Below are 26,530 nucleotides of genomic sequence, written 5' to 3' on the forward strand. Positions count from 1 at the left end.
TTATGCGGCGAGTTGATTTGAATCAACAACAAATAGAACTATTTAAACCATTTTGCATAAATTTGATCATAAGTACCGTCAGATTTAATTTTAGTTAATACCTGATTAAATTGGTCAAGAAGGGCACTATTCCCTTTACGTACAGCAATACCTAAGCCAGCGCCAATATAATCTGGATCTGAGACTTCTTTACCAATCTTAACTAAACTTGGTTCTTTATTTAACCATTCTGTGGCAGCGGCTGAGTCGATCAAAATAGCATCAATACGTTTCGCTTTTAAATCTAATACAGCAAATTGATAACTATCATAGCTTACGATATCTATTTCAGGATATTTATCAATAAGATATTTTTGTAAAGTAGTACCATTTTGTACACCTACATGCTTTTTATTTAATTCAGAAATGGAATCTAAAGATTCTAAATTTCCCTTTAAACCAATGAACTGAGCGACATTATCATAATATGATTGTGTGAAATCGACTTGTTCACGACGTTCAGGGGTCATGTCTAAACCCGAAATAGCAGCGTCAATACGACGAGTTTTAATACTTGGAATTAAACCATCAAAAGATTGGTTGGTAAATTTACAAGTGTAGTTTAATTCTTCACAAATTTTATTCGCAATATCAATATCAAAACCAACTAATGTATTATTATCATCATAAAATTCATAAGGTGCATATGTAGCTTCAAGACCAAAATTGATATCTTTGGCTGAAACACTAAATACTGCGGAAGTCAAAGCCGCGATAAGGAAAATCTTTTTCATAATTTCACCTTTTATATTAATGGTTAATGCGATAAATATGCCTGAAATTGTTTTGAAAGCGGGTGAATAAAGCACGTTTTATCACCTTGTTCGATTATTTTGCCTTTTTCCATATAAATCACTTGTGATGCTACTTTTTTGGCGAAATCAACTTCATGAGTCACAATAATTTGTGTAATACCTGTTTCAGATAATTCATTAATGATATCCGCCACTTGTGAGGTGATTTCTGGATCTAAGGCCGCCGTTGGTTCATCAAATAATAAAATCTTTGGTTCCATCATCAGCGCTCTAGCAATAGCAACACGCTGTTGTTGTCCTCCCGAAAGATGTAATGGATAACGATTTGCCATACTATCAATTTTTAATCGTTGTAATATTTTTAGTGCTTTTGCAGTCGCTTGTGCCTTAGACATTTTTAGCACCTGACAAGGCGCTTCGATCAAATTATCTAAAACTGTCAAATGCGGCCAAAGATTATAATTCTGAAATACAATACCAACATCACGACGTAATGTTCTGACTAATTCTTCAGCCGGCTTTTGCTGAAAATCAAGATGAATATCGGCAATGGTCATTTCACCAGAAACCGGTACCTCAAGTAAGTTAAATACTTTCAACAATGAACTTTTACCTGCACCACTAGGACCAAGTAACACTATCGTTTCCCCTAAAGGGTAGCAAATAGAAATATCATATAAAGCCTGATGCGAACCATAAAAACAATTAATATGGCTTAATTCAATATTCATAAAATAATAAAAACTCGGGTTATTAAATTTAGAAATAATAATTTCTACTTAAGAAAGAAGAACTCAGTTATTGATTATTTAAGATCTTATCCATAATTCCTAATTGTTTATTTTAGTCCATATGGCATTACTGAGAAACAAAATATGACTAAATATTATATTTTTATGAATAGAAATGCAATCTAAATTATGAGATTCCTAATTTTAATTCACTTTATTTGTCGATAATGGGGGGGTAATAATAGGAATAACAGGTCCTAGGAATTTCGGTTCTCGTTTTAATATATAAAGATCAATCATTACACTAATACGAGCAAAAAATTCACGAACCCGAACCAGTTTCATGCGACGCGGTGAAGGAACAGCAAAACATTGCGCTTTTATGCCTTGGTATTGAGCGATAAATAAAGCACGTTCGCAATGAAATTTTTGAGTAATAATAGTAAAGTTATCGGCGTCAAAGACTTTATTAGCTCTAATGATAGAATCCAATGTTCTAAATCCAGCATAATCTAAGACTATGTCTGAACTAGGGATACCCGCTTTTAGTAAATCGCGACGCATAGTAATTGGCTCATTATAATTAAGTTGAGCATTATCACCACTAAGAAGCAAATATTTCACTTTATCTAACCAATAAAGATCTATTGCTCCTTCAATCCTATATTTATAAAATTCATTTATTCCACCTGATTTTACGTATTTAGATGTACCTAACACAATACCAATAGAGGTGGGTGGTAAATCTTCATAGTTATAATAGATATTTGATCTTGTTTTTAAACCAACATAAAAATCTAATAAAAATATAATGAGAATAAAAAACATCATTAAATAGAAAAGGTATACAAATAATTTTTTTAATTTCATCAATATTCCATTAGAAAAGGCTAAATATAAAAATTAATACAGGAAATAAAAATGGAGCAGTAATCGATGTCATTATAGCACATAATACTAATGATAATGAACTATAAGCCCCTTCATTATAATCAACTTCAATACACCGTGCAGTACCCACGGCATGTGCCACCGCCCCAATTGCTAAGCCTCTAGCTGCTGGCGATTTAATTTTAAATAGGTTTAATAATTGGTGACCAAATATTGCACCTAATGTACCAACTAAAATGACACACATCGCAGTTATAGAAGGAACGCCACCTTCATTTTGCGATATAGTCACGGCGATAGCTGTGGTCACTGATTTGGGTAGTATTGAAGCAAGAATTTCTTTATCACCACCTAACCAAAAAGCAATAGATACCCCACTCAACATTGCTGTTATTGATGCAACAAAAGTAACAAATAAAATTGATTTCCAACGTGATTTAATTTGTGGCATGAGTTCATATAGTGGATAGGCAAGTGCAACTACCGAATAGGGGAGTAATTCATGAATAATTTTCACATTAGAAAAATAGGTAGTATAAGATGTGTGAGTCACTAATAAGATAGGTATCAAAATAAGTACTGTTATTACGATTGGATTAAATAATGGATTTTTAATCTTTAGCGCCATTTTTCGTGTATATAAAAAGATAATTAAAGTTAATGGTAACATCCAAAACATGGGTTATTCTCCTTTGGTATTATCATTTATGCTATTATCAATAGCCGGTAAGGCCCGTGAATGAAGCCTCTGAGTTAACCAACCAATGAAGACCATAATAATAAAGGTGCTCGCCAGGCTCCCAATGATAATTGGCGCCCAACTATTTAAAAGATAAACATAATTATCCATTATTCCCATTGCAGCCGGTACAAAAAGAATGGTCATGTAACGCATAAAGAGATTGCAGCCATTACGAACCCATGTAGACGGTATAATTTGAAATACGAGTAAGAAGAATAGAATTAATAACCCAATGATACTGCCAGGAATCAAAATAGGTAATAACAGGGATAAAAAGTTACCTACCCATAAACAAACAAATAAAATCAATAAACTACGAGCATAACAAAATAATGTGCAATAAAGTGAATAACAGCGATGGCGTAGTGTTGCGTTTTTGGCTAAAAAGTGTTTCATAATTATTTTAAATAACAATCTATATTGTATCTTACTAGGTTAATGATACGCCTATAAAATTAAATGTGCAAAAACGTATTATTATTTAATCAAGTAAATCTTACCGTTATCATGAAATTCCTTATTAAAAAAGATAGACATCCTTATGAGGTTTCTATTCATGATTGAGATTTCTATGATCGTGTTGGATTTGTTGTTTTAATTTAGTGAGAGTTAGATCATTAATGTTGATCCATTTTCGTACACTATTTATAAACGCCATTTTTTCAGCTTTTAAGATATCTTCAATCGATAAAGTTGCTTCAAAAAGGATCGCTTGTTTTAAGTAATGTTCACGCATTACGCCAGGTAATAGACCACTAGTGAGTTTGGGAGTCAGCCATTGATTATTGATGAAAAGCGCGATATTACCATTTACAAATTCGGTAATCTGTCTTGATTCATTGTATAATAGTATTTCTTGACCCGATTCAATTTCCGGTAAATGAGACCGATTTGATGTTTTATGATAGATAAAGATATTATCGCGTTTAATGCAATGCGTAGCTAATGTTATGTTAGATATTTGCATCGGTTGGAGAATTGGATTTGCATCAAGAGTATAATGACCATTTTCTCTCAAACATAAACGAATTTTGTAATCATATTTAGGATCAAGTTTTTCAATATGCTTAACATCCTTTCTGATAAGATCTAAATCATGCTTAAAATTAAAAAACTGCGCGGATAACGTTAATCGATTTAAGTGTTCATCTAATAAATAAATTTGTTGATTTTGACATAAAAAACACTCAATGAGGTATTCGGGTTTTATGGCTTTATAATTCAACATCGCTGTTTTATTGATAATTTCTTGATACTCATTTGAGGCAGTTGAATCCCAAGTAATACCACCGCCTACACCATAAGTTGCTTGTTGATGATGGACTGTTAGCGTTCTAATGGGAATATTGAATATTGTTTGCTTAAAGTTAGGTTCAATATAGCCAATTGTTCCACAATAAACCTCACGTGGTTGTTTTTCAATATCAGCAATAATTTGCATGGTACTCGCTTTGGGAGCACCAGTAATTGAACCACATGGGAACAGTGCTGTTAAAATATCGAAGAGGGCAGTATCTGGTTTTAATTCTGCTTGTATTGTTGAAGTTAATTGCCAAACGGTTGGGTATTTTTCTGCACTGAAAAGTTGGCTAACATTGACCGTTCCGGGGATTGATATTTTACTTAAATCATTTCGTAAGAGATCGACGATCATCATATTTTCAGCTTGATTTTTTTCTGAAAATAATTCTCTTAACTGTAGATCATCATCAATAAGATTAATACCTCTTGCTGTCGTGCCTTTCATCGGTTTAGTGGTGATTTGGTGATTTTGCGTTTTAAAAAACAGTTCAGGTGATATTGATAAAATATGTAAGTTATCTAATTGGATATAAGCACAATAATCAGCTTCATTATGTCGTTGTAAAAATTGATAAAAGGCATAAGGATCACCATTAAATTCACTATGAAATTGAACAGTATAATTCGTTTGGTAAGTGATACCGGATTCAATATATTGCTTTATCTTGGTAATATTGTCTTGATAGTCTGACTCTGAGGTATTGCAATTTAATGATAATGTTGCAGATTGGTTATAATTAAGATCTTGCATAGGTGTATGATATTCTTTATAAATACCAAAAAGTAATAAAGGCAATTTATTTTCAGCCCAATCTTTTGTAATGTGATATTGATTAAATGCTGAGGAAGCCTCATAAGCAAGATAACCAACGGCATAAAAACCCTGATTAACTAACTGTGTTATTTCATCAATTGTTTGTGCGATTAATGATATATCATTACAGATAAACGTTTTTATAGGATTTTTGAAAAGTCGGCTTTCACCTTCAAAATCAATTTGAACCTTCATGTTTTATATAGTTCCATTAATAAAGTTGGCTATCATTTCTATGCCGGAATCGGTTTTAATCGCTTCTGGATGAAATTGAACGGATTCAATGGGGAATTCTGGATGTCTTAATCCCATAATTATATTATCTTTGTTACGTGAGGTAACGTGTAATCTATGGGTAGAGGATTCTTTGACTATCAATGAATGATAACGTACAACCTTTAATGGATTGATTAAGTTAGTATATATTCCTTTGTTATCATGCCAAATTGTATCAATCTTTCCGTGCATCGGGCAGGGTGCTTTGACAATTTGATAACCAAAATATTGGGCAATAATTTGATGCCCTAAACAGATACCCAATATTGAAATTTGTTGATGATATTTATCAACGATTTCTAACGATATTCCAGCTGAATCAGGATTACCCGGGCCCGGTGATAAAATTATCTTATCAAAATATAACCGCTTAATTTGATTAATTGTCAGTTGATCATTTTTGATAACTTGAATTTCTTCACCTAATCTTTTGACATAATCATAGATGTTATAGGTGAATGAATCATAATTATCAATAAGTAAAATCATAAATAGAACAACCGATGAATTGAAGGGATATCACGCCAGAGATGTATATTGTTTGTTTAATATTGAGCATATATTAAAGCGTTTTTAGGCTATTATCAATTAACAAATTGAAATAACATGATATTCTAATAATTAATTTGATGTACTTATATTAAGATGTACTTATATTAAAAAGTGCAACCAAGAAAGAGCTTACAAAGAGTTATAGTATTAATGAAAAAAATAATTTTTATCACACTTGGTTATCTATCATTTTTTTTGGGAACAGTTGGAATATTTCTACCAGTACTACCAACTGTGCCATTTTACCTATTGACTGCTTATCTTTGGTTTAATAGCTCTGATAAACTACATAATTACTTAGTAAATAACCGTTACTATAAACAATATATACAAGAAGCATTTTTAAAAAAGAAATTAACACTTAAAAAATTAATCAAAATACTGATATTTCTATTTATACTATTGGCCATTCCAGCCGTTCTTGTTAATTCCTTACATGTCAGAATGATGTTATGTTTTGTTTACATCGCTCATGTGATCGGTTTTTATATATATTTTTATCGAAATAAATAATTGTTAGGTTGTTAATAAAACAACTTATCTTTATTTATAAAAAATAGATATAATCAAAAAAATAAAAAAATTAATTATTAACTTGCCTTAGCATATGTCATTATATTAATGCGTTTAATAATAGTTATACGTAAAGGTATTTTCGTAATTAAATTCTAATCTAATCAAAGTGGTCAAACAAATGTTTAAAATATTTATGGATTGGTATCGAAGGCGATTTAGTGATCCAGATGCAGTATCATTGTTAATTCTTATTATCCTCTTTTTTGTTATTATCTATTTTTTTAATAAGATTTTATTACCTATTTTAATTGCCATAGCCTTGTCTTATTTATTAGAAACTCCGATTAAGTTTTTGATAAATAAAGGTCTACCTAGAACCTTTGCGGTTGTACTCGTTTTATTGATTTTCGTCTCCTTTGTTTTATTAACTGGGATAATTCTTTTACCACTTATATGGCAGCAGGGTATCAGCTTACTCGATAATATCCCGGCGATGCTCACCTTTTTGAATAAATTTTTAATGACTTTACCGCAACATTACCCAGAACTGATTGATGTAGGCGTGTTTGATACCATTATTCAGAGTATCAACCAACGGGTAGTTCAAACCGGCAATTCCTTACTACAATTTTCAATAGACTCTATCTTTAATTTACTGACCGTGATTGTAAATTCTGTATTGATACCTATTATGATGTTTTTGTTACTTAAGGATAAAGAAAAAATCTGGAATTATTGTTCAAAGATGTTACCTAAAAATCGACAAGTTCTTAATAAAGTCGCGGCGGAAATGGACAAACAAATTGGTAACTACATTGTCGGTAATGTATTACACATTATTATCCTATTTTGCTTAATTAGCATTCCTTTTTCGTTTATGAAATTGGATTATGCATTACTGTTGGCATTTATTGTCGGTGTTTCGGTTATAGTGCCTTATATTGGTATCATAATTTCCACGATACCAGTAATTTTAGTGGCACTTTTCCAATGGGGATGGAGTTCAGAATTAGGCATATTAATAGCCTTGTATACTTTAATTCAGGTAATTGATGGTAATGTAACTGTTCCCATGCTATTTTCGGAAAAACTCAATCTTCATCCTTTAGTTATTATTATTGCAGTATTGATTTTCGGCGGATTATGGGGTTTTTGGGGGGTATTTTTTGCCATACCTTTGGCAACATTAGTTAAAGCGATTATTAATGCTTGGCCAACAAATCAAGAGGAATTAGTGAAGAACAAGTAACCTAATATAAGGCGTCTTAAAGACGCCTATTTATATTAATATCGACAAACTTTAGGCAATATTATAGATTAAACTAACCTCTTAAGTATTTTAAAACGACTTCGTGATGGTTATTTGTTTTAAAGTCATCAAAAACGTGTTCTACCTTACCATGTTGGTCAATGAGAAAACTGATGCGATGAATGCCATCATAGCTTTTCCCCATGAATTCTTTATGACCCCAAACACCAAATGCTTGCGCTACTTTATGCTCCTCATCAGATAATAAAATGAAATTAAGTAATTCTTTTTCAACGAATCTATAAAGCTTTTCCGATTTATCGGTACTAATGCCAATAATAGCGACCTGATACTTTTCAAATTCTTCGAAATTATCACGTAAATTACATGCTTGCACTGTACATCCTGGTGTCATCGCTTTGGGATAAAAATAAATTAAAACACGCTGACCTTTAAAGTCTTTGGAACTTACTATCTCGCCATCTTGATCAGGAAGTGAAAATTCAGGGGCGTTTTCACCTGCTTGAAGTGGTTTAATCATATCATTATTACCTATAGAAAAACTAAATTGTTAAAGTGTTTTGAAAAAACGATTGGCAGAATCAATCGTATGATTGATTTCTCTATCGCTGTGAGCCAGTGACATAAATCCTGCTTCAAATGCGGATGGAGCAAAATAGACACCTTCAAGAAGCATATGATGATAGAATTTTTTGAATAATTCAATATTACTTTTCATTACGTCTGAATAACTGGTGACTTCTTCTACATCTGTAAAAAAGAGACCAAACATAGCCCCAACATAGTTGGTGACAAAGGGTACATTATGACGTTTAGCAGCGTATGATAATCCTTCACAGAGTTGAGCAGTTGAATCGGCTAATTGTTGATATATACCAACATCATTAAGTCGATTTAAAGCCGTAAAACCGGCTGTCATAGCAATTGGATTTCCAGACAATGTTCCAGCTTGATATATCGGACCTGTTGGCGCTAATTGCTGCATGATTTCAGCACGCCCACCAAATGCCCCGACAGGCATTCCACCACCAATAATTTTACCTAGGCAAGTAAGATCAGGAATAACATCATAATACTCTTGCGCACCACCAAGGGCTACTCTAAAACCTGTCATGACTTCGTCAATGATTAATAATGCACCATATTCATCACATAATTGACGTAAACCGGATATAAATTCACTTTTAGCCGGTACACAATTCATATTACCGGCCACCGGTTCAACAATTATTGCAGCAATTTCTTCTGGATATTGTTCAAAACGCTGTTTCACCGAATTTAAATCATTATAATTACAAACTAAAGTATGTTTGACAAAATCTTGTGGAACACCCGGTGACGTAGGATGACCGAAGGTTAATGCACCCGATCCCGCATTTACTAATAAATAGTCTGCATGGCCATGATAACAACCCTCAAATTTGATAATTTTATCTCTTTTAGTAAAACCACGCGCTAACCGTATGGCGCTCATCGTTGCTTCTGTTCCAGAATTAACCATACGGATCATTTCAATTGAAGGTATAATACTTGAAACAAGATTAGCTAGTTTTACCTCAATTTCGGTTGGTGCGCCATAACTTAAACCTTGTTGAATCGCTTTGGTTACGGCAGAAGCAATTTCAGGATGATTATGACCCAATATCATTGGACCCCACGAGCCAACATAATCTATATAAGCTTTGCCGTCTACGTCATAGATATAGGCGCCATCCGCTTTTTGTATAAATATTGGGGTGCCACCCACGCCATTAAAGGCACGTACAGGTGAATTAACACCACCGGGCATAATGTGTGATGCCTTTTGATAAAGTAATTCAGATTTATTCATTATCATCTCTCAAAGAAAATTAATTTAGGTTATTTATTCATAAAAAACATTTGAATTCAAGTGAGTTGTTTTACAGTGCATATTAGTAGATTTATTTAATTTACTTATTTTGTCCTTGAATGAGTTATAATATAATAAATTTGTTATTAAAATTTCTATAGTTTGCTGAAAATTTAATAAAGCAAATCAAAGTAGGAGAGTAGTATGAGTAGTGCAATGCCATTAGTTTTTACCGATGCCGCAGCTAACAAAGTAAAGTCATTGGTTACTGAAGAAGAGAATTTAAATTTAAAGTTGCGTGTGTATATTACTGGCGGTGGTTGTAGCGGTTTCCAATATGGTTTTACTTTTGATGAAAAGGTAAATGACGATGATTTAACCATCGAAAAAAATGGTGTCGCTTTAGTTGTGGATCCTATGAGCTTACAGTATTTGATTGGTGGCACAATTGATTATGTTGAAGGATTACAAGGATCACGCTTTGTTGTTGACAACCCTAATGCTGTTACCACCTGCGGATGTGGATCTTCTTTTAGTGTTTAATTAAATTTAGCGGATTACCTCCCGTTTAACGCGGGAGTTGTTATTTTAGTTGTTTACCTAATATCACTAAATCCCGCTTTATTTCGTCAAGTTCCGCAATTCCGGGTAAAAGTCCCCATTTTTGGTAACCTAATTTATTAAATAATGCTAGACTCGGTTGATTGTGACCAAAAATAAAACAAAAGATATTACATATACCAATTTCTTGCGCATATTTTTCTAGGGTTTGCATGGTATATTGACCAATTTTTTTTCCTCTATATTGTTCTTCAATATAAAGACTTACCTCTACTGTTTTATTAAAGGCTGGTCTGCCATAAAAAGTAGATAAACTTACCCAACCACATGGTTTATTTTTGTATTGAATAAGCCATAAAGGACGGTTAGTTGTATTATGAGCTTCAAACCATGTAATGCGATCTGCCACTGTTACGGGGGAAGTATCAGCTGTGATCATTCGGCTAGGTATGGTCTGATTATAGATATCAACAATGTAAGGAAGGTCATTCAATTCAGCTTTTTTAAAGGTTATATCATTATTGAATTCGGTCATATTTTAAATATTATTAAGTTAGAATTTATATCTATGCGAATCATACAACATTTTTATTGATAATTTAATTGATAATTTTGGTTATTCAAAAACAAGACAATTAGAATTCTTGTAGATTTTTAGTTTAGTTTGAAATGGTAAATTTTGTATGCTTTATTTTTTTATTTAAACCAATTTTACGGCGAAATGTAATATTTAAGATTTGTGTTGAAATGCTCTTAAGCAAGTCAATGCTGATATAAATCAGCATTAAAATAACGCAATTATGCTTTTTTAACAAAACATGCTTTTAGCATAATTTTCATATTATCAATTTTACAATCGATTTCGTGGTCACCTTCAACTAAACGAATTCCTTTAGCTTTTGCGCCTTTTTTAAGAACGGTAGAAGAGCCTTTTAATTTTAAATCTTTAATTAGAATAATATCGTCGCCATCAGCGAGTAAATTACCATTGCTATCTTTAACTTGTAATCCTTCCGACACATTTGATTGTTCATCAGGATTCCATTCATGTGCACATTCAGGACAGACGAAAAATGTGCCATCATGATAAGTATGTTCCGATTTACAAATAGGGCAGTTAGGTATTAATTCCATTATTACAGTTACCTTTTTAAATAAAAATGGCGTGTAATATAGCAAAAAAAAGCCTAAAAGTCATGAATTACCATTTCAAAATAAAGATTAGCGAACGGATATAACCAATAATAAATTAAATAATTAGTTTTATCGGACTAGTAGTATTGAAAAGCTAACGACCTCAGAGTAGCATAAGATAAATTAATGGCATCTTGAAGGTTTAAACATGAAAATGTGTATTGCTTGTGGCATGCCAATGACACAAATTTCTGAATATCCATTATATGATATTTCAAAGAATTATTGTAAATACTGTGCTAATCCTGATGGAAGTATGATGAGTTTTGAGCAAAAACTTTCAATATTAACTGCCAATTATATCCAAACTTACAAAATGGATAATAATACCGCTAAATACACAGCTTATACCATTTTAAAAAAACTACCAGCATGGAGAAGGAATCAATAATTTTCATAACATATTGATTAATTGTGATTAAAAATAACTGATTATTTTTGTTTCAATAGCCTTTATAATACTAAAACGATTTCTACTTAAAGTTATTAATGAAATGAGTGTGCATAAAAAACTAATAAAATGCCCAAAATGTCGTTGCAACAATATGATATCTTTATCAGAAGAAACCCCTATTTGTTGTATTCGATGTAAAAATTCTCTATCTATGGATAAAAATTTAAGGTCAATTAACGTTAATCATCAGTATAGACGTTCAAGATTTATCGAACGGATTTTAATCTGTTTAGTACTATTAATGCTTATTGCTTTACTTTCCTTCCAATATTTTAATCGGTTTGAGAGAGCTAAAAATCGATCCTTACAACAAAGTAATTATTTAAATGAAAATGCTGACGAAATCAGTTTAAAGGATAAAAATACTCCGATTGATTCTTATTCCAGAACAGCGTTTGTTTTGTATCCAGAGACAAACAAACAAGAACGTTACTTATTTAAAGCAACTTTTCTTACTGATAATCAAGATACAAACGATACAAATGCGGTTTTAATTAAACAAAATGGTGATTCTTATATTGGCTTAGATGCAATAAGTGGTGAAATCATTCCTAATTTTGGACGTTTAGTCAACACTCCTTTTTCCATTGATGCAGAAATACTTTATTCTGATACAGATTATGTGATTGTTAAAAATAAAGTAAATAATCAATTCCAATTAGAAATGATCGATAGCTATACAGGACAGATTAATTGGACTCTATCCAATCAAGAAATTCTAGGATTAGAAAAACTTACAGCGCCCAACTCATCAACAAGTGATTCAGTAGTGAGTTCATATTACGGTGATTTTAAAATCCAAATCCCACCTAATTATTATATTGTTGATAAATATGGTGAAATTACAGATTTTGGCAATATTGATTATATAAATTAGTGTATATATTCAATTAATTTCTTTTTTTTATCACTTCGTTATATTTGGCTAAATATAACAATTTCAATATTTAGCTGATATAACCTATCTTTTAAATTACTTTAAGTCCAACATTAATAATGTAATCATTAGCCTAGATAAGGACGTCAATGTTATCTGTAGATCAAGTTCTTAGTTTTCGATAAAACAGTACTATTTAAATAAGATCACTTAATTAAAAAATTATTCTTAAATAGTACTTAACCCTTTGATGTTTATATTATTAAATTAGATCTCTTTTTTCACTTATTTAATATTAAATTCAACACTTCTTCTGTTTAGTACATCAAATTACTACTTTAAACAATTTAAATGTATTAGACCTGTTATCTCAATATTTAGTTTTGATTTATATATTTTTAGTTAAAACTTTTTCGTATCAATTAATTGTTTTTTCTAAAATTGGAAATTTTTATTCTAAATATAACAAATTGTAAGAAATGAAACAGAGTCTTTTCATCTAAATTTTAGGATCAATATTAAGAAACAAATTTATAATTTTATAATTATTGAGTTCGTAAAATTTTGAAAGTATAATTTGCCAAAAATGCGATTAATATCGCATAAATCTTAACGCCTTGAGGTACATTAAGGTGATTTAGTGCATTAGGAATTCTATAAATGGACTTTAAGAAAAAGCTGATTTTACTTATAACTTTCGTAATTTTTTCCTTTAATAGCCAAGCAGTTAACAAAAATTATCATGTTGTTAATTCTTCTAACGGAGCTATTAGTCAAATTGTCGTTGATGATCCTGCCCCAAACAGGCAAAATTTCACTAAAGCAAAAACACAATTAATTAAGTTATATAATGATAATCCATCGACCTTAACCTTCTATTGTGGTTGTGAATTTAAATTTATTAATAAAAAGGGGATGGTAGATTTCGAAAAATGTGGTTATAAGTCACGTAAAAATGAAACCAGGGCTTCTCGAATCGAGTGGGAACATGTTATGCCAGCAGAGAATTTTGGACGTAATTTACAATGTTGGCAAAATGGTGGGCGTAAGAATTGTAAAAAAGATAAAACCTTTAATCAAATGGAAGGTGATATGCATAATTTACAACCTGCTATTGGTGAAGTAAATGGCGATCGTTCTAATTATCAATATTCATTATTTACTAAAAAATTTACTCAATATGGAAAGTGTCAAACTGCTGTAGATTTTAAACTTCGTCAATTTCAACCACGCGATGAAATTCGGGGCATAATTGCACGTACTTACTTTTATATGTCTGATAAATATCATATAACTTTATCAAAACAGAATAAGCAGTTAATGTTAGCATGGGATAAATTGCATCCGCCAGAACGTTGGGAATGTGAACGCAACAAGCTGATTGCCAAGATTCAAGGTAATGAAAATAAGTTTATCAGTCAACAATGCTTAAAATGATTAATCATAGCAAAGGATGATTTAGAATTGTTTTTTAGCCTAAATTCGTTCGAAAAGCTAAGTTAATATCAATGTTACAATATGATAGTCTTTGATATTAACTTATTTTTTCAATTGAATGTGTTACTACACCAAAAATAATATTATTATCAATATCACCTAGCGAATCCAAGTAGATAGGATTGTAGTCTGGATTCATCGGTATCAAAGCCAAACGAGGATGAAGTTGTAGTTTTTTTACAGTAAATTCGCCATTAATCGCTGCCACGACTATATCACCATGGGTTGGTTCTTTAGCTGAATCAACTATAATTATATTACCATCATTAATTCGCCCATCTTTCATTGATTCACCGCTTACTCTTAAAATATAAGTTGCGTAAGGGTGTTTTATTAATAATTGGTTTAAGTCAATTTTGTTAACGTTATCTCTGTTCATTTATACAGTATAATAGGAAATGATAGCGTTGAATGTATAATTCTTGAAAATGATTTTTTAAGGAATTGTATTAAATAATAGATTATTATCAGATCATTAAGTTATAGATTTAACATAAAAATAGAACTAACGAATGAAATAAATTTATCGAAATCTTAAATCTAAGAAGATTTGTTGATCATTAAATAATAAGCAAATTTAAATAGCTATTAAATATTGTACTCTTTACAAAATGAAAGTTAGCCTGAATAGAGTAATTGGAATCGGAACACCTCATTGCAGTAGACTTAACTGATTTTATCTGGTTTATATTGATTCCTCACTATAAAAAAGATGTCTTATATGTAATTCAGATAGAATAATTAATTCTTAAAATGAATCATCATATATAAATAGTGATATTAAAAAAAACTACCCTATCGGTTTCTGATATACTGAAAAAGTTAAATGATTTAACAGGAAGAGCTATTTTGGCACAAGGAGAATTTGATCTACAAATAAGAAAAATATTTAAATACGTCTGTTTAAAATAAATCCACTCAATATGGTTTTTTCTCGTTTAAAATTCACAGAGTGATAGAACAAATTATATATTCTGCATTATGTAAATTATTGCTATTTAAAAAAATGAATATAATATATAGCATTCAAAACTAAAGGTAAGTAGTTCAGCATAATAAATGCAGGAAACTCATAAGAATGATAATAAATATGTTACAAAAAAAGGGAAATAAAATTACTAAGATTGCAGTATTGTTCCTTATTGCAATTCAAAGTATTAATAGTCATTGTGCACTTGCGTATTCTAGGAGTACTTATCATCCACATATTAGAAGATCTTACACTCATTCTCATTCTCATAATAATAATAGCGAGTTCTATACATTTCTTATTTATCTATTCTCATTTGCGGTAATATTTGTTTTAATTCAATTAGTTATTGAACGATTTATTATTAACAAAAAAACTAATTTAACAAAACCTGTAAATAATATAAATGTGACAAATTATAAAAAAAAGCGTAGGAAAAAAAAGAAAAAAAAGATACAACAAACCTTTAATAATGACAGTTAATATCTAAATTAATTGGTTATGGAATATACAATAATATTCAAATTAAGAGAATATAAAGGTTTGCAACTGATAGTATTATTATTTCGATGAATGTCCTTGGCCATTTAAAATAGATGAGTTATAAACTCAGCGTGAATGGAAAATCTATTACATTAAAATAGAATAATCAATAAATTATTTATAGTGTAAATATATGTGTTTAATATTATTCATAACGATACTACCATAATCTTATTTACTAGGATTCTGATAGTATCATATGCTTCATATAATCTAACTTAATATTGTTTTAATAAAATAACTTAAAAAATTTACTGGACTGTGATCATTAAGTATAAAATTTCTTTTCGATAAACAAATAGGTTATTTTTGCTATAAATGCAGTGCTTAAGAAGAATACCACACTAAAAGCTATACAAGTAAAATAATTCAATTGAGTTCCATCAGGAATGAATCTAACTAAAATAGATAATACTAATCCATGGAGTAGATAGATACTATAACTAACTTCACCTAATGATACGATTGTTTTATTAGATAAAAAGGTGAATAAATTGTTGCCACTTGAAATAATTAGGAAAAATATTGATGAAAAGAGAAAAATAAGGATGTAGTAAAAAGTATTTGAAGTAATAAAAAAACTAATTATAAAACAAAAGATAGCTATAATTGATGCAATATTATTATTTTTCAATATGCTTAATTTATCACTTAATTTAAAGGCAACAAATCCTGTAAAAAATCCTAATGTAGGTCTAGGATCAACGTAAAAATCGCAATAAATTCTCATTAAAGTTGCAATTGATAATATTAATAATATGCTTACTATTACAAATAAATCTTTTATTTTGTTATTAAACTTCTTCAAAGAGATAGATAAAATTACTATTGACAAATAGAGAAGCCACTCAATTTTAAGCGTCCATTCAACACCCTGATTTATATCTGCTGTCGATAAATTGCCAATCTTATAATTTCCAATAAATAAGGCCCATTTTATTGATTGTATAAATGCAATAAGATTAAATTTGAAATCTAAAAAAAATAAGCCAAAAGCAATTATTAATAACAAAGAAAACCAATACATTGGGATTATTCTTAAAACTCGTTTTTTTATCATTTCTTTAGCATTAAAGTTTGGATTGTAAATGCATCTATAAAATAAAAAACCTGATATCATGAAGAATATCAATACCCCAACTTTGCCTGAATTAGAATAAAAATTATCTAATCCAAAGTAAATTTTATGGTCCTTATCAAAAATCCATTTATTTCCATTCATTGTATAAAGAAAGTGATTAGAATGGGATAATGCTACGAAACCAGCAAGAAATGCTCTAGAGCCTGTTATAGATATCACACCATAATTATTATTAATTTTATTGCTAAAATTTATCCTATGCAAAATAAAAAAAGATATAAAAAGAGATATGATTGAACATAATATGATCATAGAATTGAACTAAATATTATAATAAGTATTCATTATTATAAATTTATAAGAAACTCATGGTAAACAAGAAATATGTAAATAATTGATTAATAAAATTATTTCTCATTATAAATTGTTTATTAGTCACAACAAATAATGTTTTTTAAGAAAAATAATTATAAATATATTTTCTAAATATGAAAATAAAATATAACATTATGATGTTATAAATCCTCCAAAATTAAATAATAATTATTATTTCTTAACTTTTCTATTTACAAATAAAATAAACAATTACCATTTTATCTTCCATCCTTCTTTTAAATATGAGTTTTATCTATCTGTTATTAGAAAAATATAGATTGCTGAAATTATGTTTTGTATTCAGTGTGAACAAACAACAATAAAATCAAAAATAAAGCGTTGAACATATTATAAAGAAATGTGTGCTAAAACTGTTGAAGTTTGAAATTTGCAAGGTGTTTTAATAGGTAATTTGCATACAGTATCATTTTGGGCTGTTCCTTGCCGAAAATATGGCATTGTGATTAGATAGATTGACAGATGGTTAAATCAAACTTTTCCTATACTATGGGGTTTATAGTATCTTGAACGGTTGATGAAGATAGCTTTTCCGAGCTATTGCATAATACAGAATTAATCTATTAACTTAATCTCATTTTCACGTTTTATTGTCGATAAATTTTTAATCTTATTTGATTACCAAAAATAAGAATGAAAACGGTATTAAAAGAATTTTATCCGTAGCTTTGGAATAATGTTTAAATATCATTAATAGTAAAACTAAATATTAATTATTATTCCTTAACTCTCTGATTTATTAAATAAAATAAATAAAAATCATTTTACTTTCCATTCACGCTTAAAACATGTATTTTATATACATCTTTTGGGAAAGTAAAATAGACTGGTGAAATCATGTTTTGTATTCAGTGTGAGCAAACAATAATAAAATCAAATATAAAAGGGTGTAGTTATTCAAAAGGAATGTGTGGTAAGACCGCTGAAGTTTCAGATTTGCAAGATGTTTTAGTGGCTAGTTTGCAAAGGGTATCATTTTGGGCAACACTCTGCCGAAAATATGGCATTGTAGTTAGAGACATTGATAGATGGTCAGCTCAAACGTTTTTTTCTACACTAACGAATGTTAATTTTGATGCAGATAGAATGTTAGAATATCTTGAACAGGCTGATAAAAATAGTCTAACATTAGAAAAATTAGCAAAAGAAGCTGCACATAATTTCAAAGATAATCTGCCATCATATACCTATGCAGCACAGTTAAATTATCCAAAGACTAAAGAAGCATTTTTAAAATTATCTACTTTGGTGATGTTAAATCGTGAGCAAGATAGCGTTGGTAAGGATGTGATCGGATTACGTCTATTAGTTTTATATGGCTTGAAGGGTACAGCGGCATACATGGAACATGCTGCGGTATTAAATCAATTTAATCAAGAAATATATACTGAATATCACCAAATTATGAGTATATTAGGTAATAATCCAACAGATATTGATCAACTTTTCCAATTATCTATGCAAGTAGGTCAATTAAATTACAAAGTAATGGAAATGTTGGATAATGGAGTGACAACTTCATTTGGTCACCCGATACCTACACAAGTTAATACTAAACCAATCGCTGGAAAGTGTATTTTAGTTTCGGGCCATGATTTTCATGATTTACGGCTTATTCTGGAACAAACGCAAGGTAAAGGAATCAATATCTACACCCATGGAGAAATGTTACCCGCTCATGCTTATCCGGAGCTTAAGAAATATTCTCATTTAGTTGGAAACTATGGAACGGCTTGGCAAAATCAGCAAACTGAATTTGCTAATTTTCCTGGTGCAATTGTGATGACATCAAATTGCTTAATCAATCCATTCACACGAGGTTATGCTGATCGGATTTTTACTCGCAGTATTGTTGGTTGGCCAGGTGTGACACATATTAAGAATAACGATTTTAGTCAGGTAATTGATTGTGCATTAAATCAAAGCGGTTTTAGTTATACCGAACTGGAACATTATATTACGATTGGTTTTGCAAGAAATACATTGATAAATGTTGCACCTAAAGTCCTTGAGGAAATTAAATTAGGCAATATTAAACACTTTTTCTTAATTGGTGGATGTGATGGTAGTAAGAGTGAACGCCATTATTATTATGAAATGGCTAATAATGTGCCCAGAAATAGCATTATCTTGACTTTAGGTTGTGGTAAATTTAGATTTAATATGCAAAATTTTGGTGACATTAATGGTGTCCCTAGATTACTTGATATAGGTCAATGTAATGATGCTTATTCAGCTATTCAACTTGCCCTAACGTTAAGTCAGGCTCTCAATTGTAGTGTCAATGAATTACCTTTAACGTTAGTATTATCTTGGTTTGAACAAAAAGCTATTGTTGTTTTATTAACACTTTTATCATTAGGTATTAAGGGGATCTATGCTGGTCCGACTATGCCTGAATTTTTAACGGACAATCTACTACAGGTTTTACAAGAAAAATTTGATTTGCATAAGACTACCCGTGTTGATAAGGATTTAAATCAAATCTTAAATTCTTGAGTAGATTTGAAAGATATGAATTTAATTTTATGTATTTTTGAATATAATCCCAATTATTTATCATGGAAATGTAAATGCAATTATCTAATTTCACTGACTATAGTATCCGAGTTCTTCTTTATTTATCGTTTTTAACTGATGAAGAACGAGTGACTATTACTCAAATTAGTGAATATTATAAGATATCCAATAATCATTTGGTTAAAGTTGTTTATAATTTAAGTAAATTGGGTTATATCGAAACAAAACAAGGAAAAAGTGGCGGGATTAAATTAAAGATAGCCAGTAAAGATATAAATGTAGGCAAATTGATAAGGCAAGTAGAACAGATGGAATTACTGAATTGTCAACCATCAGCTTGTAAGATAAGTCAATTTTGCCTATTAAAGAATTATCTTCTCGATGCTAAAGAAGCTTTTTTAAAGCAATTGGAACAATATACCATTGATGATTTAATGGTTAATGAAAACCTATTAAAAAAATAGAATTCGATAATATAAAATTCCATTATTTAATTTTAATTATTAAACATAACATTATAATCTTCGGAAAAAATACATCGTGATATTCTGTTTCAAAAAATAACCTAAATAACTTAATTTCAACTAGTATTTGAAACAGTCATATATAAGAAAAGTGATTAAGACTTTAGTCGGTTATTTAGGTTTAACATAATTCTTATCACGCCTATTTAGGCTGATAAATAGATTACTCATTGATAAAGTGGTGACTTATTACATCCTTTAGCTAAGAAGCTCGTTATATTATCTGTAGGTAAAAATTGGTTATTTAAAAATAATTGTAGTTTTTGAGCGTGTTGTAATGATTCACATTCACAAAAGATGCAAGAGCCTGTACCCGTCAAACGGGTAGGGGCTTTAGTGGATAACAATGTGATTATACGGTCAATGATAGGATATAACTTTCTTACTATTGGCTCACAATCATTTTCGAACGAATTATTAAGTAATTGATCAATATCTCTAGTGACAGTGTCACGTTTAAGTTCAGGGTGTTTAAATATAGATACCGTGGAAATCTCAATATTTGGTTTAATAATTAAGAACCACTTTTCTGGAATTGCGACAGATTTTAATAAATCGCCTATACCTTGAGCAAAAGCACTATGCCCATAAATAAAAATAGGCACATCTGCACCTAATGACTTACCAAGCGTCATAAGTTGATTAACAGATAAATGCAATTGCCATACTTCATTTAATGCAACCAACGTTGTTGCCGCATTAGACGAGCCACCACCAAGTCCCCCTCCAATAGGCAACTTTTTATTAATGTGAATTGTTATGCCATATTGTTCTGGTAGCGTCAGATGATGAGTATGGGCATATTCCAGTAATAATTTGCTTGCTTTAATAACAAGATTATTATTGTCATCAATATCTTTAATGGGGGTTGCTAGGGTAATACGATTGTCCTGACGTCTGGAAAATTGCAACTCATCACATAAATCTACAAATTGAAATAATGTTTGTAAATTATGATAATTATCAGCTCGTTTACCCGTTATATAGAGAAACAGGTTTAATTTTGCCGGTGATTGCCAGATTTTCATATTAATTTAATTTCCAATTACTGATGGTTAATCGAAGTTTATTATTTGAATTGTTAAGTTCAATGATTGTTGGCAGATCTATATTACTACCGCTAAATCTAACTTTATTATATTTATTAAATGATACATCCCAAGTCTGATTGGCTTGTAATAATTTAGAATTGAGCAGTCTTCCTGCGTTATCAAACTTATCGGTAGCCAGATCGTTTGAATAACCAATCAACCATTTCGTCATGGTCTTTAAAGGCATGTCCATACCAGTAATATTTTTCATTAATTGCTCTGCATTAACATCGTGATATGTTTTGCCTTTATTATCAGTATATTCTGCATAACTTGGTGTGACATTTAATGAAAAGATAGAGGTTCCGATTGGAGTAGTGAGTTTTAGTTGATAATTATTATACGATGTTTGCTTAAGGTAAAACCGACCATAGTAGCGTGATTTTTCTGCAAAATAGCTTAAGCTACCGGTAATCTGGAAGGCAGTGATATGCTTAAGTTGATTTTGACGTTGCAGCTTTAGTTGCGATTGGTTTTCGGTTATTGGGGTATTTTGAGTAAAACTACAAGCGGTGATTAAACAGGATAACAGCAGGGTAAACAATAAGTTAATGGGTTTTTTCATATTTAGCATTGACAATTTCAACAGTAGTATGGCTATAAGCTATTATAGCTAAACATATTCATTATGGGAAATATGTTTACTATGAAAGCAATTCATTAACTTTTATTAATTTTAATGTATAATTACGCCATATCATTTTTAATAATTAAATAGCTGTGATTCATGAGTTATATAACCAATTCTTATATTTAATGAAATCACATGTAATTATGCTATTCAAATCATTTTAGACAATATAAATAAGGTAATTACGTATGAGTTTTTCATCGTTTTATACCCCAATTTATTGACTAAATTGTTGCATGAATAATGTTGCTCACAGCGTTGGGAAAATTGAATATTAACAATGTCTATTGCAATTTTAGGTATTAATCATAAAACAGCATCGGTTAGTTTAAGGGAAAGAGTTACATTTTCACCAGAATCCATTGATAAAGCATTGTATAGTCTTTATCAACATCCGTTGGTTGACGGTTGCGTGATTTTGTCCACTTGTAATCGTACTGAAATCTATTTTAGTTATCAGCAGGCATCAGATTTAGTGCGTTTGCAAAGTTCTGCAGAACAATGGTTAAGCCAATTTCATCATTTAGATATTCAATTATTTAAAGCTAACCTATATTGGTATACCGATCATCATGCAGTTGAGCATTTAATTCGAGTTGCTTGTGGGATTGATTCAATGATAATTGGTGAACCGCAAATTTTAGGTCAAGTTAAACAAGCTTATGCTTATTCTCATGAGAATCAATGTTTATCTGTTGAGTTAACAAAATTATTTCAACGGGTTTTCCATGTAGCTAAACGTATTAGAACGGAAACGAATATCGGTTCTAGTTCTGCTTCGGTTGCTTATTCCGCATGCCTTATTGCCAGACAGTTATTCAAAAATCCAGCACAGCTGAATGTTATGCTCGTGGGAGCAGGTGAAACAATAGAACTCATTGCTCGTTATCTCAAGCCGCATGGATTTAACCATATTATTGTTGCTAATAGAACGCGTGAAAAAGCATTAAATTTAGCGAATTTATTAGATGCGGAAATCATTGCGCTACCAGATATCGCTGTGAGACTGAAAGAGGTTGATATTGTCATCAGTTCTACGGCTAGTCCATTACCCATTATTGGAAAAGGTATGGTGGAGCGATCTATGGCGCTTCGTAAACAACTTAATTCAGTTAATCAAAAAATGTTATTAATTGATTTGGCTGTACCTCGTGATATTGAGGGCGAAATTAGTAACATGGATGATATTTATCTTTATACAATTGATGATTTGCAACAAATTGTTCAATCGAATTTAGAACAACGTTTAATTGCAGCTAAAGAAGCAGAGCTTATCATTGAAGAAGAAGCTAACCTTTTCATGCAATGGTTACGCTCACGAAATGCAGTAGCATTAATTAAACAATATCGAAGTCAAGCTGAAATGATTAAAGCAGAATTAACCCATAAAGCTATCAACGCGATTAAAGAGGGCGGAGATATAGATGAAATTATGACTAAATTCTCTCATCAACTCACTAATCGACTTATTCATGCCCCGACGCAATCTCTACTTCAAGCTGCCAGTCAAAATTGCTGTAACTGTTTAAAAGTGTTAAGTCATGGACTTGGCCTTAAAGAACATTAGCAAGTTAAATTCATCTATCAAAAACCTTTATTTAAACGCAGTTTTAAAAATTTTAACAGTTAATTAGGTACTACTTTTATATGAAACCGTCTATTATTACTAAATTAGAAACTTTACAAGAACGTTTTGAAGAAGTTCAAGCGCTTTTATCTGATGCCAGTGTTATATCCGATCAAGAACGTTTTCGCACTTTATCAAAGGAATATGCACAATTAACAGATGTTGTTAATTGCTTTTCCCAATGGAAACAAACTCAAGATGACATTGAAACAGCAAAAATGATGTTGTCAGATCCTGAAATGGGTGAAATGGCTCAAGAAGAGTTAAACGAAGCGAAAGAGAGAATCGATCAACTTGAAACTCAATTACAATTACTATTATTACCAAAAGATCCTAATGATGAATATAACTGTTTTCTGGAAATTCGTGCCGGTACAGGTGGCGATGAAGCCGCTATTTTTGCAGGTGATTTAGCTAGAATGTATACACGATATGCGGAAGCTAAACGTTGGCGCGTTGAGATTATGAGTTCTAGTGATGGTGAACATGGTGGATATAAAGAAGTAATCATGTTAGTCAGTGGAGATAGTGTATATGGTAATCTAAAATTTGAATCTGGTGGGCATCGAGTGCAACGTGTACCTGAAACTGAATCACAAGGGCGGATTCATACCTCGGCATGTACAGTGGCAGTATTACCTGAAGTACCAGAAGCCGATTTACCTGAGATTAATCCTGCGGATTTACGTATAGATACATATCGTTCTTCGGGAGCCGGTGGTCAGCATGTAAATACCACAGATTCAGCCATCCGTATTACCCATATTCCTACTGGTATAGTTGTAGAATGCCAAGATGAACGTTCTCAACATAAAAACAAAGCAAAAGCGATGTCTGTATTAGCAGCTAGAATTCAAGATGCTGAAAGGCAAAAACGCCAACAGGAGGAAGCATCTACTCGTCGTAACTTATTAGGAACGGGTGATCGTTCGGATCGTATTCGCACTTACAATTACCCACAGGGACGAGTAACCGATCATCGTATCAATCTAACAATCTATCGATTAGATGAAGTCATGCAAGGTAAGTTAGAAATGTTAATTGATCCAATTGTACAAGAATACCAAGCAGATCAGCTAGCAGCGCTTTCGGAACAAGAATAATGACCTATTTAGAATGGCTTAAACAGGCATCTTTATCTCTTAATGAAAGCGAAAGTCCGAAACGAGATGCAGAAATATTATTAGGATTTGTTACAAATAAAACACGTACTTTTCTTATGGCATTTTGTGAGACGGAATTAACTCAACAAGAATTAGACTTACTTGATACCTATTTAAAGCGTCGGCAAGAAGGTGAGCCGATTGCTTATATTACCGGTATGAAGGAATTTTGGTCATTGAAATTTCAGGTTTCTCCATCGACCTTAATTCCAAGACCCGATACTGAGAAACTTGTTGAAATAGCATTAGAATATTTACCTAAAGTTCCTTGCGAGGTGCTAGATTTAGGTACGGGTACAGGTGCAATTACTATTGCGATGGCAACTGAACGACAAGATTGCCTTTTTACAGCAGTAGAAAAAAGTGAACAAGCCTTACACTTGGCACAGAATAATGCTAAACACAATGGGGTTAACAATGCCTATTTTTTACTGGGTAATTGGTATAAATCATTAAAAGGGCGTAAATTCTCAATGATTGTTAGTAATCCACCTTATATTGATGAAAACGATATTCACCTTTCTCAAGGAGACGTACGATTTGAGCCAAGAAGTGCTTTGGTTGCTGATGATCAGGGGCTAGCAGATATTAAACTAATTGTTGAGGGTGCAACGAAGCATCTTAACCAATATGGATGGTTATTAATAGAGCACGGTTGGCAGCAAGGAGAGGATGTAAGAACTATTTTTAAACAAAATAATTTTCAACTAGTTGAAACTCATACCGATTATAGTGGTAATGATAGAGTGACGGTCGGTCGCTGGTTTAAACCATAAAGTCGAACTAATATTTAGGAAAAAAATATGAAACAAAAGATTGTTAAAATTGATAATATCTCCGTTGCTAATGATTTGCCATTTGTTTTATTTGGCGGAATGAATGTGCTTGAATCTCGCGACTTAGCCATGCAAATCTGCGAACATTATGTAACGGTAACGCAAAAATTAAATATTCCATACGTTTTTAAAGCGTCTTTCGATAAAGCTAATCGTTCTTCCGTTCACTCATATCGTGGACCTGGCTTAGAAGAAGGAATGAAAATTTTTGAAGAATTAAAAAAGCAATTTGGTGTCAAAATTATCACTGATGTTCATACGGAACAACAATGTCAACCCGTTGCTGATGTAGTGGATGTCATTCAATTACCTGCATTTTTAGCACGACAAACTGATTTAGTCGTTGCAATGGCAAAAACGGGTGCCGTAATTAATGTAAAAAAACCTCAATTTGTCAGTCCAGGACAAATGGGAAATATTGTCGAAAAGTTTGAGGAAGCCGGTAATGATCAAATCATTCTGTGTGACCGTGGCAGCTGTTTTGGCTATGATAATTTAGTAGTCGATATGCTAGGCTTCAATATTATGAAGAAAGTCAGCAAAGGTTCTCCTGTAATTTTTGATGTTACTCATGCCCTGCAATGCCGTGATCCAATGGGTGCTGCTTCTGGTGGTCGTCGTGGTCAAGTAACTGAATTAGCGCGAGCTGGTATGGCCGTAGGAATTGCTGGATTATTTTTAGAATCTCATCCAGATCCTGCTCACGCAAAATGTGATGGACCTTCGGCTTTACCATTAGCTAAATTAGAACCTTTCTTAAAACAGATGAAAGCTATAGATGAATTAGTGAAGAATTTCGAAGAAATCGATACCGAAAACTAATCGTTTTATTGGGGATAAAAAACAATA

General features: G+C 31.3%; 27 protein-coding genes. 12 read left to right on the forward strand and 15 right to left on the reverse strand.

The genetic code is table 11. The features are described from left to right. Positions 1-38: 38 nt before the first annotated feature. From FPB0191_RS05265 to FPB0191_RS05295, 7 genes are all read right to left on the reverse strand, one after another. Positions 39-773, reverse strand: a complete 735-nt coding sequence (locus FPB0191_RS05265) for a transporter substrate-binding domain-containing protein (protein ID WP_039106689.1) — start codon at positions 771-773, stop codon at positions 39-41. Between the two features lie 23 nt (positions 774-796). Then, complete coding sequence (gene artP, locus FPB0191_RS05270; RefSeq protein WP_039104485.1) at positions 797-1,525, reverse strand: arginine ABC transporter ATP-binding protein ArtP; 729 nt, start codon at positions 1,523-1,525, stop codon at positions 797-799. Positions 1,526-1,729: 204 nt separating this feature from the next. Beyond that, positions 1,730-2,395: an ElyC/SanA/YdcF family protein gene (locus tag FPB0191_RS05275; RefSeq protein WP_052236793.1), complete on the reverse strand. Its 666-nt coding sequence runs from the start codon at positions 2,393-2,395 to the stop codon at positions 1,730-1,732. A gap of 10 nt (positions 2,396-2,405) precedes the next feature. Continuing rightward, a complete protein-coding gene (locus FPB0191_RS05280) occupies positions 2,406-3,095 on the reverse strand; it encodes a CidB/LrgB family autolysis modulator (RefSeq protein ID WP_039104487.1) in 690 nt (229 codons plus the stop codon). 3 nt (positions 3,096-3,098) lie between these two features. Next, complete coding sequence (locus tag FPB0191_RS05285; RefSeq protein ID WP_052236794.1) at positions 3,099-3,554, reverse strand: CidA/LrgA family protein; 456 nt, start codon at positions 3,552-3,554, stop codon at positions 3,099-3,101. Positions 3,555-3,708: 154 nt separating this feature from the next. Continuing rightward, a complete protein-coding gene (gene pabB, locus FPB0191_RS05290; protein ID WP_052236795.1) occupies positions 3,709-5,469 on the reverse strand; it encodes an aminodeoxychorismate synthase component I in 1,761 nt (586 codons plus the stop codon). Between the two features lie 3 nt (positions 5,470-5,472). Beyond that, positions 5,473-6,039, reverse strand: a complete 567-nt coding sequence (locus tag FPB0191_RS05295) for an anthranilate synthase component II (RefSeq protein ID WP_039104489.1) — start codon at positions 6,037-6,039, stop codon at positions 5,473-5,475. Between the two features lie 213 nt (positions 6,040-6,252). Between FPB0191_RS05295 and FPB0191_RS12460 the strand changes: the two genes are divergently transcribed. Both FPB0191_RS12460 and FPB0191_RS05305 read left to right on the forward strand, forming a co-directional pair. Then, positions 6,253-6,615: a YbaN family protein gene (locus FPB0191_RS12460; protein ID WP_039104492.1), complete on the forward strand. Its 363-nt coding sequence runs from the start codon at positions 6,253-6,255 to the stop codon at positions 6,613-6,615. A 181-nt stretch (positions 6,616-6,796) separates the two neighbouring features. Further along, positions 6,797-7,867, forward strand: coding sequence for an AI-2E family transporter (locus FPB0191_RS05305; RefSeq protein WP_039106696.1), 1,071 nt, complete (start codon positions 6,797-6,799; stop codon positions 7,865-7,867). Positions 7,868-7,940: 73 nt separating this feature from the next. On the opposite strand, the gene bcp is transcribed toward FPB0191_RS05305, so the two are convergent. Both bcp and hemL read right to left on the reverse strand, forming a co-directional pair. After that, entirely contained in the window at positions 7,941-8,405 is a 465-nt protein-coding gene (bcp, locus tag FPB0191_RS05310) for a thioredoxin-dependent thiol peroxidase (RefSeq protein ID WP_039106698.1), read from the reverse strand. A gap of 33 nt (positions 8,406-8,438) precedes the next feature. Then, positions 8,439-9,719, reverse strand: coding sequence for a glutamate-1-semialdehyde 2,1-aminomutase (hemL, locus tag FPB0191_RS05315; protein ID WP_039104494.1), 1,281 nt, complete (start codon positions 9,717-9,719; stop codon positions 8,439-8,441). Between the two features lie 204 nt (positions 9,720-9,923). Here hemL and erpA point away from each other — a divergent pair, with 204 nt between their 5' ends. Then, entirely contained in the window at positions 9,924-10,262 is a 339-nt protein-coding gene (gene erpA, locus FPB0191_RS05320) for an iron-sulfur cluster insertion protein ErpA (RefSeq protein ID WP_039104496.1), read from the forward strand. A 40-nt stretch (positions 10,263-10,302) separates the two neighbouring features. Here erpA and FPB0191_RS05325 read toward each other — a convergent pair whose 3' ends face one another. Further along, positions 10,303-10,815 carry a GNAT family N-acetyltransferase gene (locus FPB0191_RS05325; RefSeq protein ID WP_039104497.1) on the reverse strand — a complete coding sequence of 171 codons (513 nt, stop codon included), beginning with the start codon at positions 10,813-10,815 and terminating at the stop codon, positions 10,303-10,305. 263 nt (positions 10,816-11,078) lie between these two features. Next, entirely contained in the window at positions 11,079-11,414 is a 336-nt protein-coding gene (locus tag FPB0191_RS05330; RefSeq protein ID WP_039104499.1) for a zinc ribbon domain-containing protein YjdM, read from the reverse strand. Positions 11,415-11,622: 208 nt separating this feature from the next. Between FPB0191_RS05330 and FPB0191_RS05335 the strand changes: the two genes are divergently transcribed. From FPB0191_RS05335 to FPB0191_RS05345, 3 genes are all read left to right on the forward strand, one after another. Beyond that, the gene (locus FPB0191_RS05335) at positions 11,623-11,865 is read left to right on the forward strand and encodes a zinc ribbon domain-containing protein (RefSeq protein ID WP_039104501.1); all 243 of its coding nucleotides are present in this window, start codon (positions 11,623-11,625) and stop codon (positions 11,863-11,865) included. Positions 11,866-12,169: 304 nt separating this feature from the next. Next, positions 12,170-12,805, forward strand: a complete 636-nt coding sequence (locus tag FPB0191_RS05340; protein ID WP_039104503.1) for a hypothetical protein — start codon at positions 12,170-12,172, stop codon at positions 12,803-12,805. 660 nt (positions 12,806-13,465) lie between these two features. Continuing rightward, complete coding sequence (locus tag FPB0191_RS05345) at positions 13,466-14,242, forward strand: endonuclease (RefSeq protein WP_039104506.1); 777 nt, start codon at positions 13,466-13,468, stop codon at positions 14,240-14,242. 97 nt (positions 14,243-14,339) lie between these two features. On the opposite strand, the gene umuD is transcribed toward FPB0191_RS05345, so the two are convergent. Beyond that, positions 14,340-14,681 carry a translesion error-prone DNA polymerase V autoproteolytic subunit gene (gene umuD, locus FPB0191_RS05350; protein ID WP_082018241.1) on the reverse strand — a complete coding sequence of 114 codons (342 nt, stop codon included), beginning with the start codon at positions 14,679-14,681 and terminating at the stop codon, positions 14,340-14,342. 1,402 nt (positions 14,682-16,083) lie between these two features. Then, positions 16,084-17,115 carry an acyltransferase family protein gene (locus tag FPB0191_RS05360; protein ID WP_052236797.1) on the reverse strand — a complete coding sequence of 344 codons (1,032 nt, stop codon included), beginning with the start codon at positions 17,113-17,115 and terminating at the stop codon, positions 16,084-16,086. Positions 17,116-18,126: 1,011 nt separating this feature from the next. On the opposite strand from FPB0191_RS05360, the gene hcp reads away from it, so the two are divergent. Beyond that, positions 18,127-19,788, forward strand: coding sequence for a hydroxylamine reductase (gene hcp, locus FPB0191_RS05365; RefSeq protein ID WP_039104509.1), 1,662 nt, complete (start codon positions 18,127-18,129; stop codon positions 19,786-19,788). A 74-nt stretch (positions 19,789-19,862) separates the two neighbouring features. Then, positions 19,863-20,273 (forward strand): Rrf2 family transcriptional regulator, encoded by a 411-nt coding sequence (locus FPB0191_RS05370; protein ID WP_039104511.1) that lies wholly within the window; start codon positions 19,863-19,865, stop codon positions 20,271-20,273. Positions 20,274-20,500: 227 nt separating this feature from the next. Here FPB0191_RS05370 and ispE read toward each other — a convergent pair whose 3' ends face one another. Next, complete coding sequence (ispE, locus tag FPB0191_RS05375; RefSeq protein ID WP_039104513.1) at positions 20,501-21,361, reverse strand: 4-(cytidine 5'-diphospho)-2-C-methyl-D-erythritol kinase; 861 nt, start codon at positions 21,359-21,361, stop codon at positions 20,501-20,503. Between the two features lies 1 nt (position 21,362). Further along, the gene (gene lolB / locus FPB0191_RS05380) at positions 21,363-21,989 is read right to left on the reverse strand and encodes a lipoprotein insertase outer membrane protein LolB (RefSeq protein ID WP_162485157.1); all 627 of its coding nucleotides are present in this window, start codon (positions 21,987-21,989) and stop codon (positions 21,363-21,365) included. Between the two features lie 346 nt (positions 21,990-22,335). Between lolB and hemA the strand changes: the two genes are divergently transcribed. From hemA to kdsA, 4 genes are all read left to right on the forward strand, one after another. Beyond that, positions 22,336-23,622: a glutamyl-tRNA reductase gene (gene hemA, locus FPB0191_RS05385; protein ID WP_039104517.1), complete on the forward strand. Its 1,287-nt coding sequence runs from the start codon at positions 22,336-22,338 to the stop codon at positions 23,620-23,622. A gap of 80 nt (positions 23,623-23,702) precedes the next feature. Then, complete coding sequence (prfA, locus tag FPB0191_RS05390) at positions 23,703-24,785, forward strand: peptide chain release factor 1 (RefSeq protein ID WP_039104518.1); 1,083 nt, start codon at positions 23,703-23,705, stop codon at positions 24,783-24,785. Further along, positions 24,785-25,621, forward strand: coding sequence for a peptide chain release factor N(5)-glutamine methyltransferase (gene prmC, locus FPB0191_RS05395; protein WP_039104520.1), 837 nt, complete (start codon positions 24,785-24,787; stop codon positions 25,619-25,621). Before prfA ends, prmC begins: the two co-directional genes overlap by 1 nt. 27 nt (positions 25,622-25,648) lie before the next feature. Further along, positions 25,649-26,503, forward strand: coding sequence for a 3-deoxy-8-phosphooctulonate synthase (kdsA, locus tag FPB0191_RS05400; protein ID WP_039104522.1), 855 nt, complete (start codon positions 25,649-25,651; stop codon positions 26,501-26,503). Positions 26,504-26,530 lie beyond the last annotated feature (27 nt).

It is taken from the genome of Frischella perrara, assembly GCF_000807275.1.
Classification (GTDB): Bacteria; Pseudomonadota; Gammaproteobacteria; order Enterobacterales; family Orbaceae; genus Frischella; species Frischella perrara.

What these genes read in the sequence shown, in the direction of transcription:
- FPB0191_RS05265 (WP_039106689.1), bottom strand. Translation starts at nt 773, where the DNA reads ATGAAAAAGATTTTCCTTATCGCGGCTTTGACTTCCGCAGTATTTAGT.
- artP (WP_039104485.1), bottom strand. Translation starts at nt 1,525, where the DNA reads ATGAATATTGAATTAAGCCATATTAATTGTTTTTATGGTTCGCATCAG.
- FPB0191_RS05275 (WP_052236793.1), bottom strand. Translation starts at nt 2,395, where the DNA reads ATGAAATTAAAAAAATTATTTGTATACCTTTTCTATTTAATGATGTTT.
- FPB0191_RS05280 (WP_039104487.1), bottom strand. Translation starts at nt 3,095, where the DNA reads ATGTTTTGGATGTTACCATTAACTTTAATTATCTTTTTATATACACGA.
- FPB0191_RS05285 (WP_052236794.1), bottom strand. Translation starts at nt 3,554, where the DNA reads ATGAAACACTTTTTAGCCAAAAACGCAACACTACGCCATCGCTGTTAT.
- pabB (WP_052236795.1), bottom strand. Translation starts at nt 5,469, where the DNA reads ATGAAGGTTCAAATTGATTTTGAAGGTGAAAGCCGACTTTTCAAAAAT.
- FPB0191_RS05295 (WP_039104489.1), bottom strand. Translation starts at nt 6,039, where the DNA reads ATGATTTTACTTATTGATAATTATGATTCATTCACCTATAACATCTAT.
- FPB0191_RS12460 (WP_039104492.1), top strand. Translation starts at nt 6,253, where the DNA reads ATGAAAAAAATAATTTTTATCACACTTGGTTATCTATCATTTTTTTTG.
- FPB0191_RS05305 (WP_039106696.1), top strand. Translation starts at nt 6,797, where the DNA reads ATGTTTAAAATATTTATGGATTGGTATCGAAGGCGATTTAGTGATCCA.
- hemL (WP_039104494.1), bottom strand. Translation starts at nt 9,719, where the DNA reads ATGAATAAATCTGAATTACTTTATCAAAAGGCATCACACATTATGCCC.
- erpA (WP_039104496.1), top strand. Translation starts at nt 9,924, where the DNA reads ATGAGTAGTGCAATGCCATTAGTTTTTACCGATGCCGCAGCTAACAAA.
- FPB0191_RS05325 (WP_039104497.1), bottom strand. Translation starts at nt 10,815, where the DNA reads ATGACCGAATTCAATAATGATATAACCTTTAAAAAAGCTGAATTGAAT.
- FPB0191_RS05330 (WP_039104499.1), bottom strand. Translation starts at nt 11,414, where the DNA reads ATGGAATTAATACCTAACTGCCCTATTTGTAAATCGGAACATACTTAT.
- FPB0191_RS05335 (WP_039104501.1), top strand. Translation starts at nt 11,623, where the DNA reads ATGAAAATGTGTATTGCTTGTGGCATGCCAATGACACAAATTTCTGAA.
- FPB0191_RS05340 (WP_039104503.1), top strand. Translation starts at nt 12,170, where the DNA reads ATGCTTATTGCTTTACTTTCCTTCCAATATTTTAATCGGTTTGAGAGA.
- FPB0191_RS05345 (WP_039104506.1), top strand. Translation starts at nt 13,466, where the DNA reads ATGGACTTTAAGAAAAAGCTGATTTTACTTATAACTTTCGTAATTTTT.
- umuD (WP_082018241.1), bottom strand. Translation starts at nt 14,681, where the DNA reads ATGAACAGAGATAACGTTAACAAAATTGACTTAAACCAATTATTAATA.
- hcp (WP_039104509.1), top strand. Translation starts at nt 18,127, where the DNA reads ATGTTTTGTATTCAGTGTGAGCAAACAATAATAAAATCAAATATAAAA.
- FPB0191_RS05370 (WP_039104511.1), top strand. Translation starts at nt 19,863, where the DNA reads ATGCAATTATCTAATTTCACTGACTATAGTATCCGAGTTCTTCTTTAT.
- ispE (WP_039104513.1), bottom strand. Translation starts at nt 21,361, where the DNA reads ATGAAAATCTGGCAATCACCGGCAAAATTAAACCTGTTTCTCTATATA.
- lolB (WP_162485157.1), bottom strand. Translation starts at nt 21,989, where the DNA reads ATGAAAAAACCCATTAACTTATTGTTTACCCTGCTGTTATCCTGTTTA.
- hemA (WP_039104517.1), top strand. Translation starts at nt 22,336, where the DNA reads ATGTCTATTGCAATTTTAGGTATTAATCATAAAACAGCATCGGTTAGT.
- prfA (WP_039104518.1), top strand. Translation starts at nt 23,703, where the DNA reads ATGAAACCGTCTATTATTACTAAATTAGAAACTTTACAAGAACGTTTT.
- prmC (WP_039104520.1), top strand. Translation starts at nt 24,785, where the DNA reads ATGACCTATTTAGAATGGCTTAAACAGGCATCTTTATCTCTTAATGAA.
- kdsA (WP_039104522.1), top strand. Translation starts at nt 25,649, where the DNA reads ATGAAACAAAAGATTGTTAAAATTGATAATATCTCCGTTGCTAATGAT.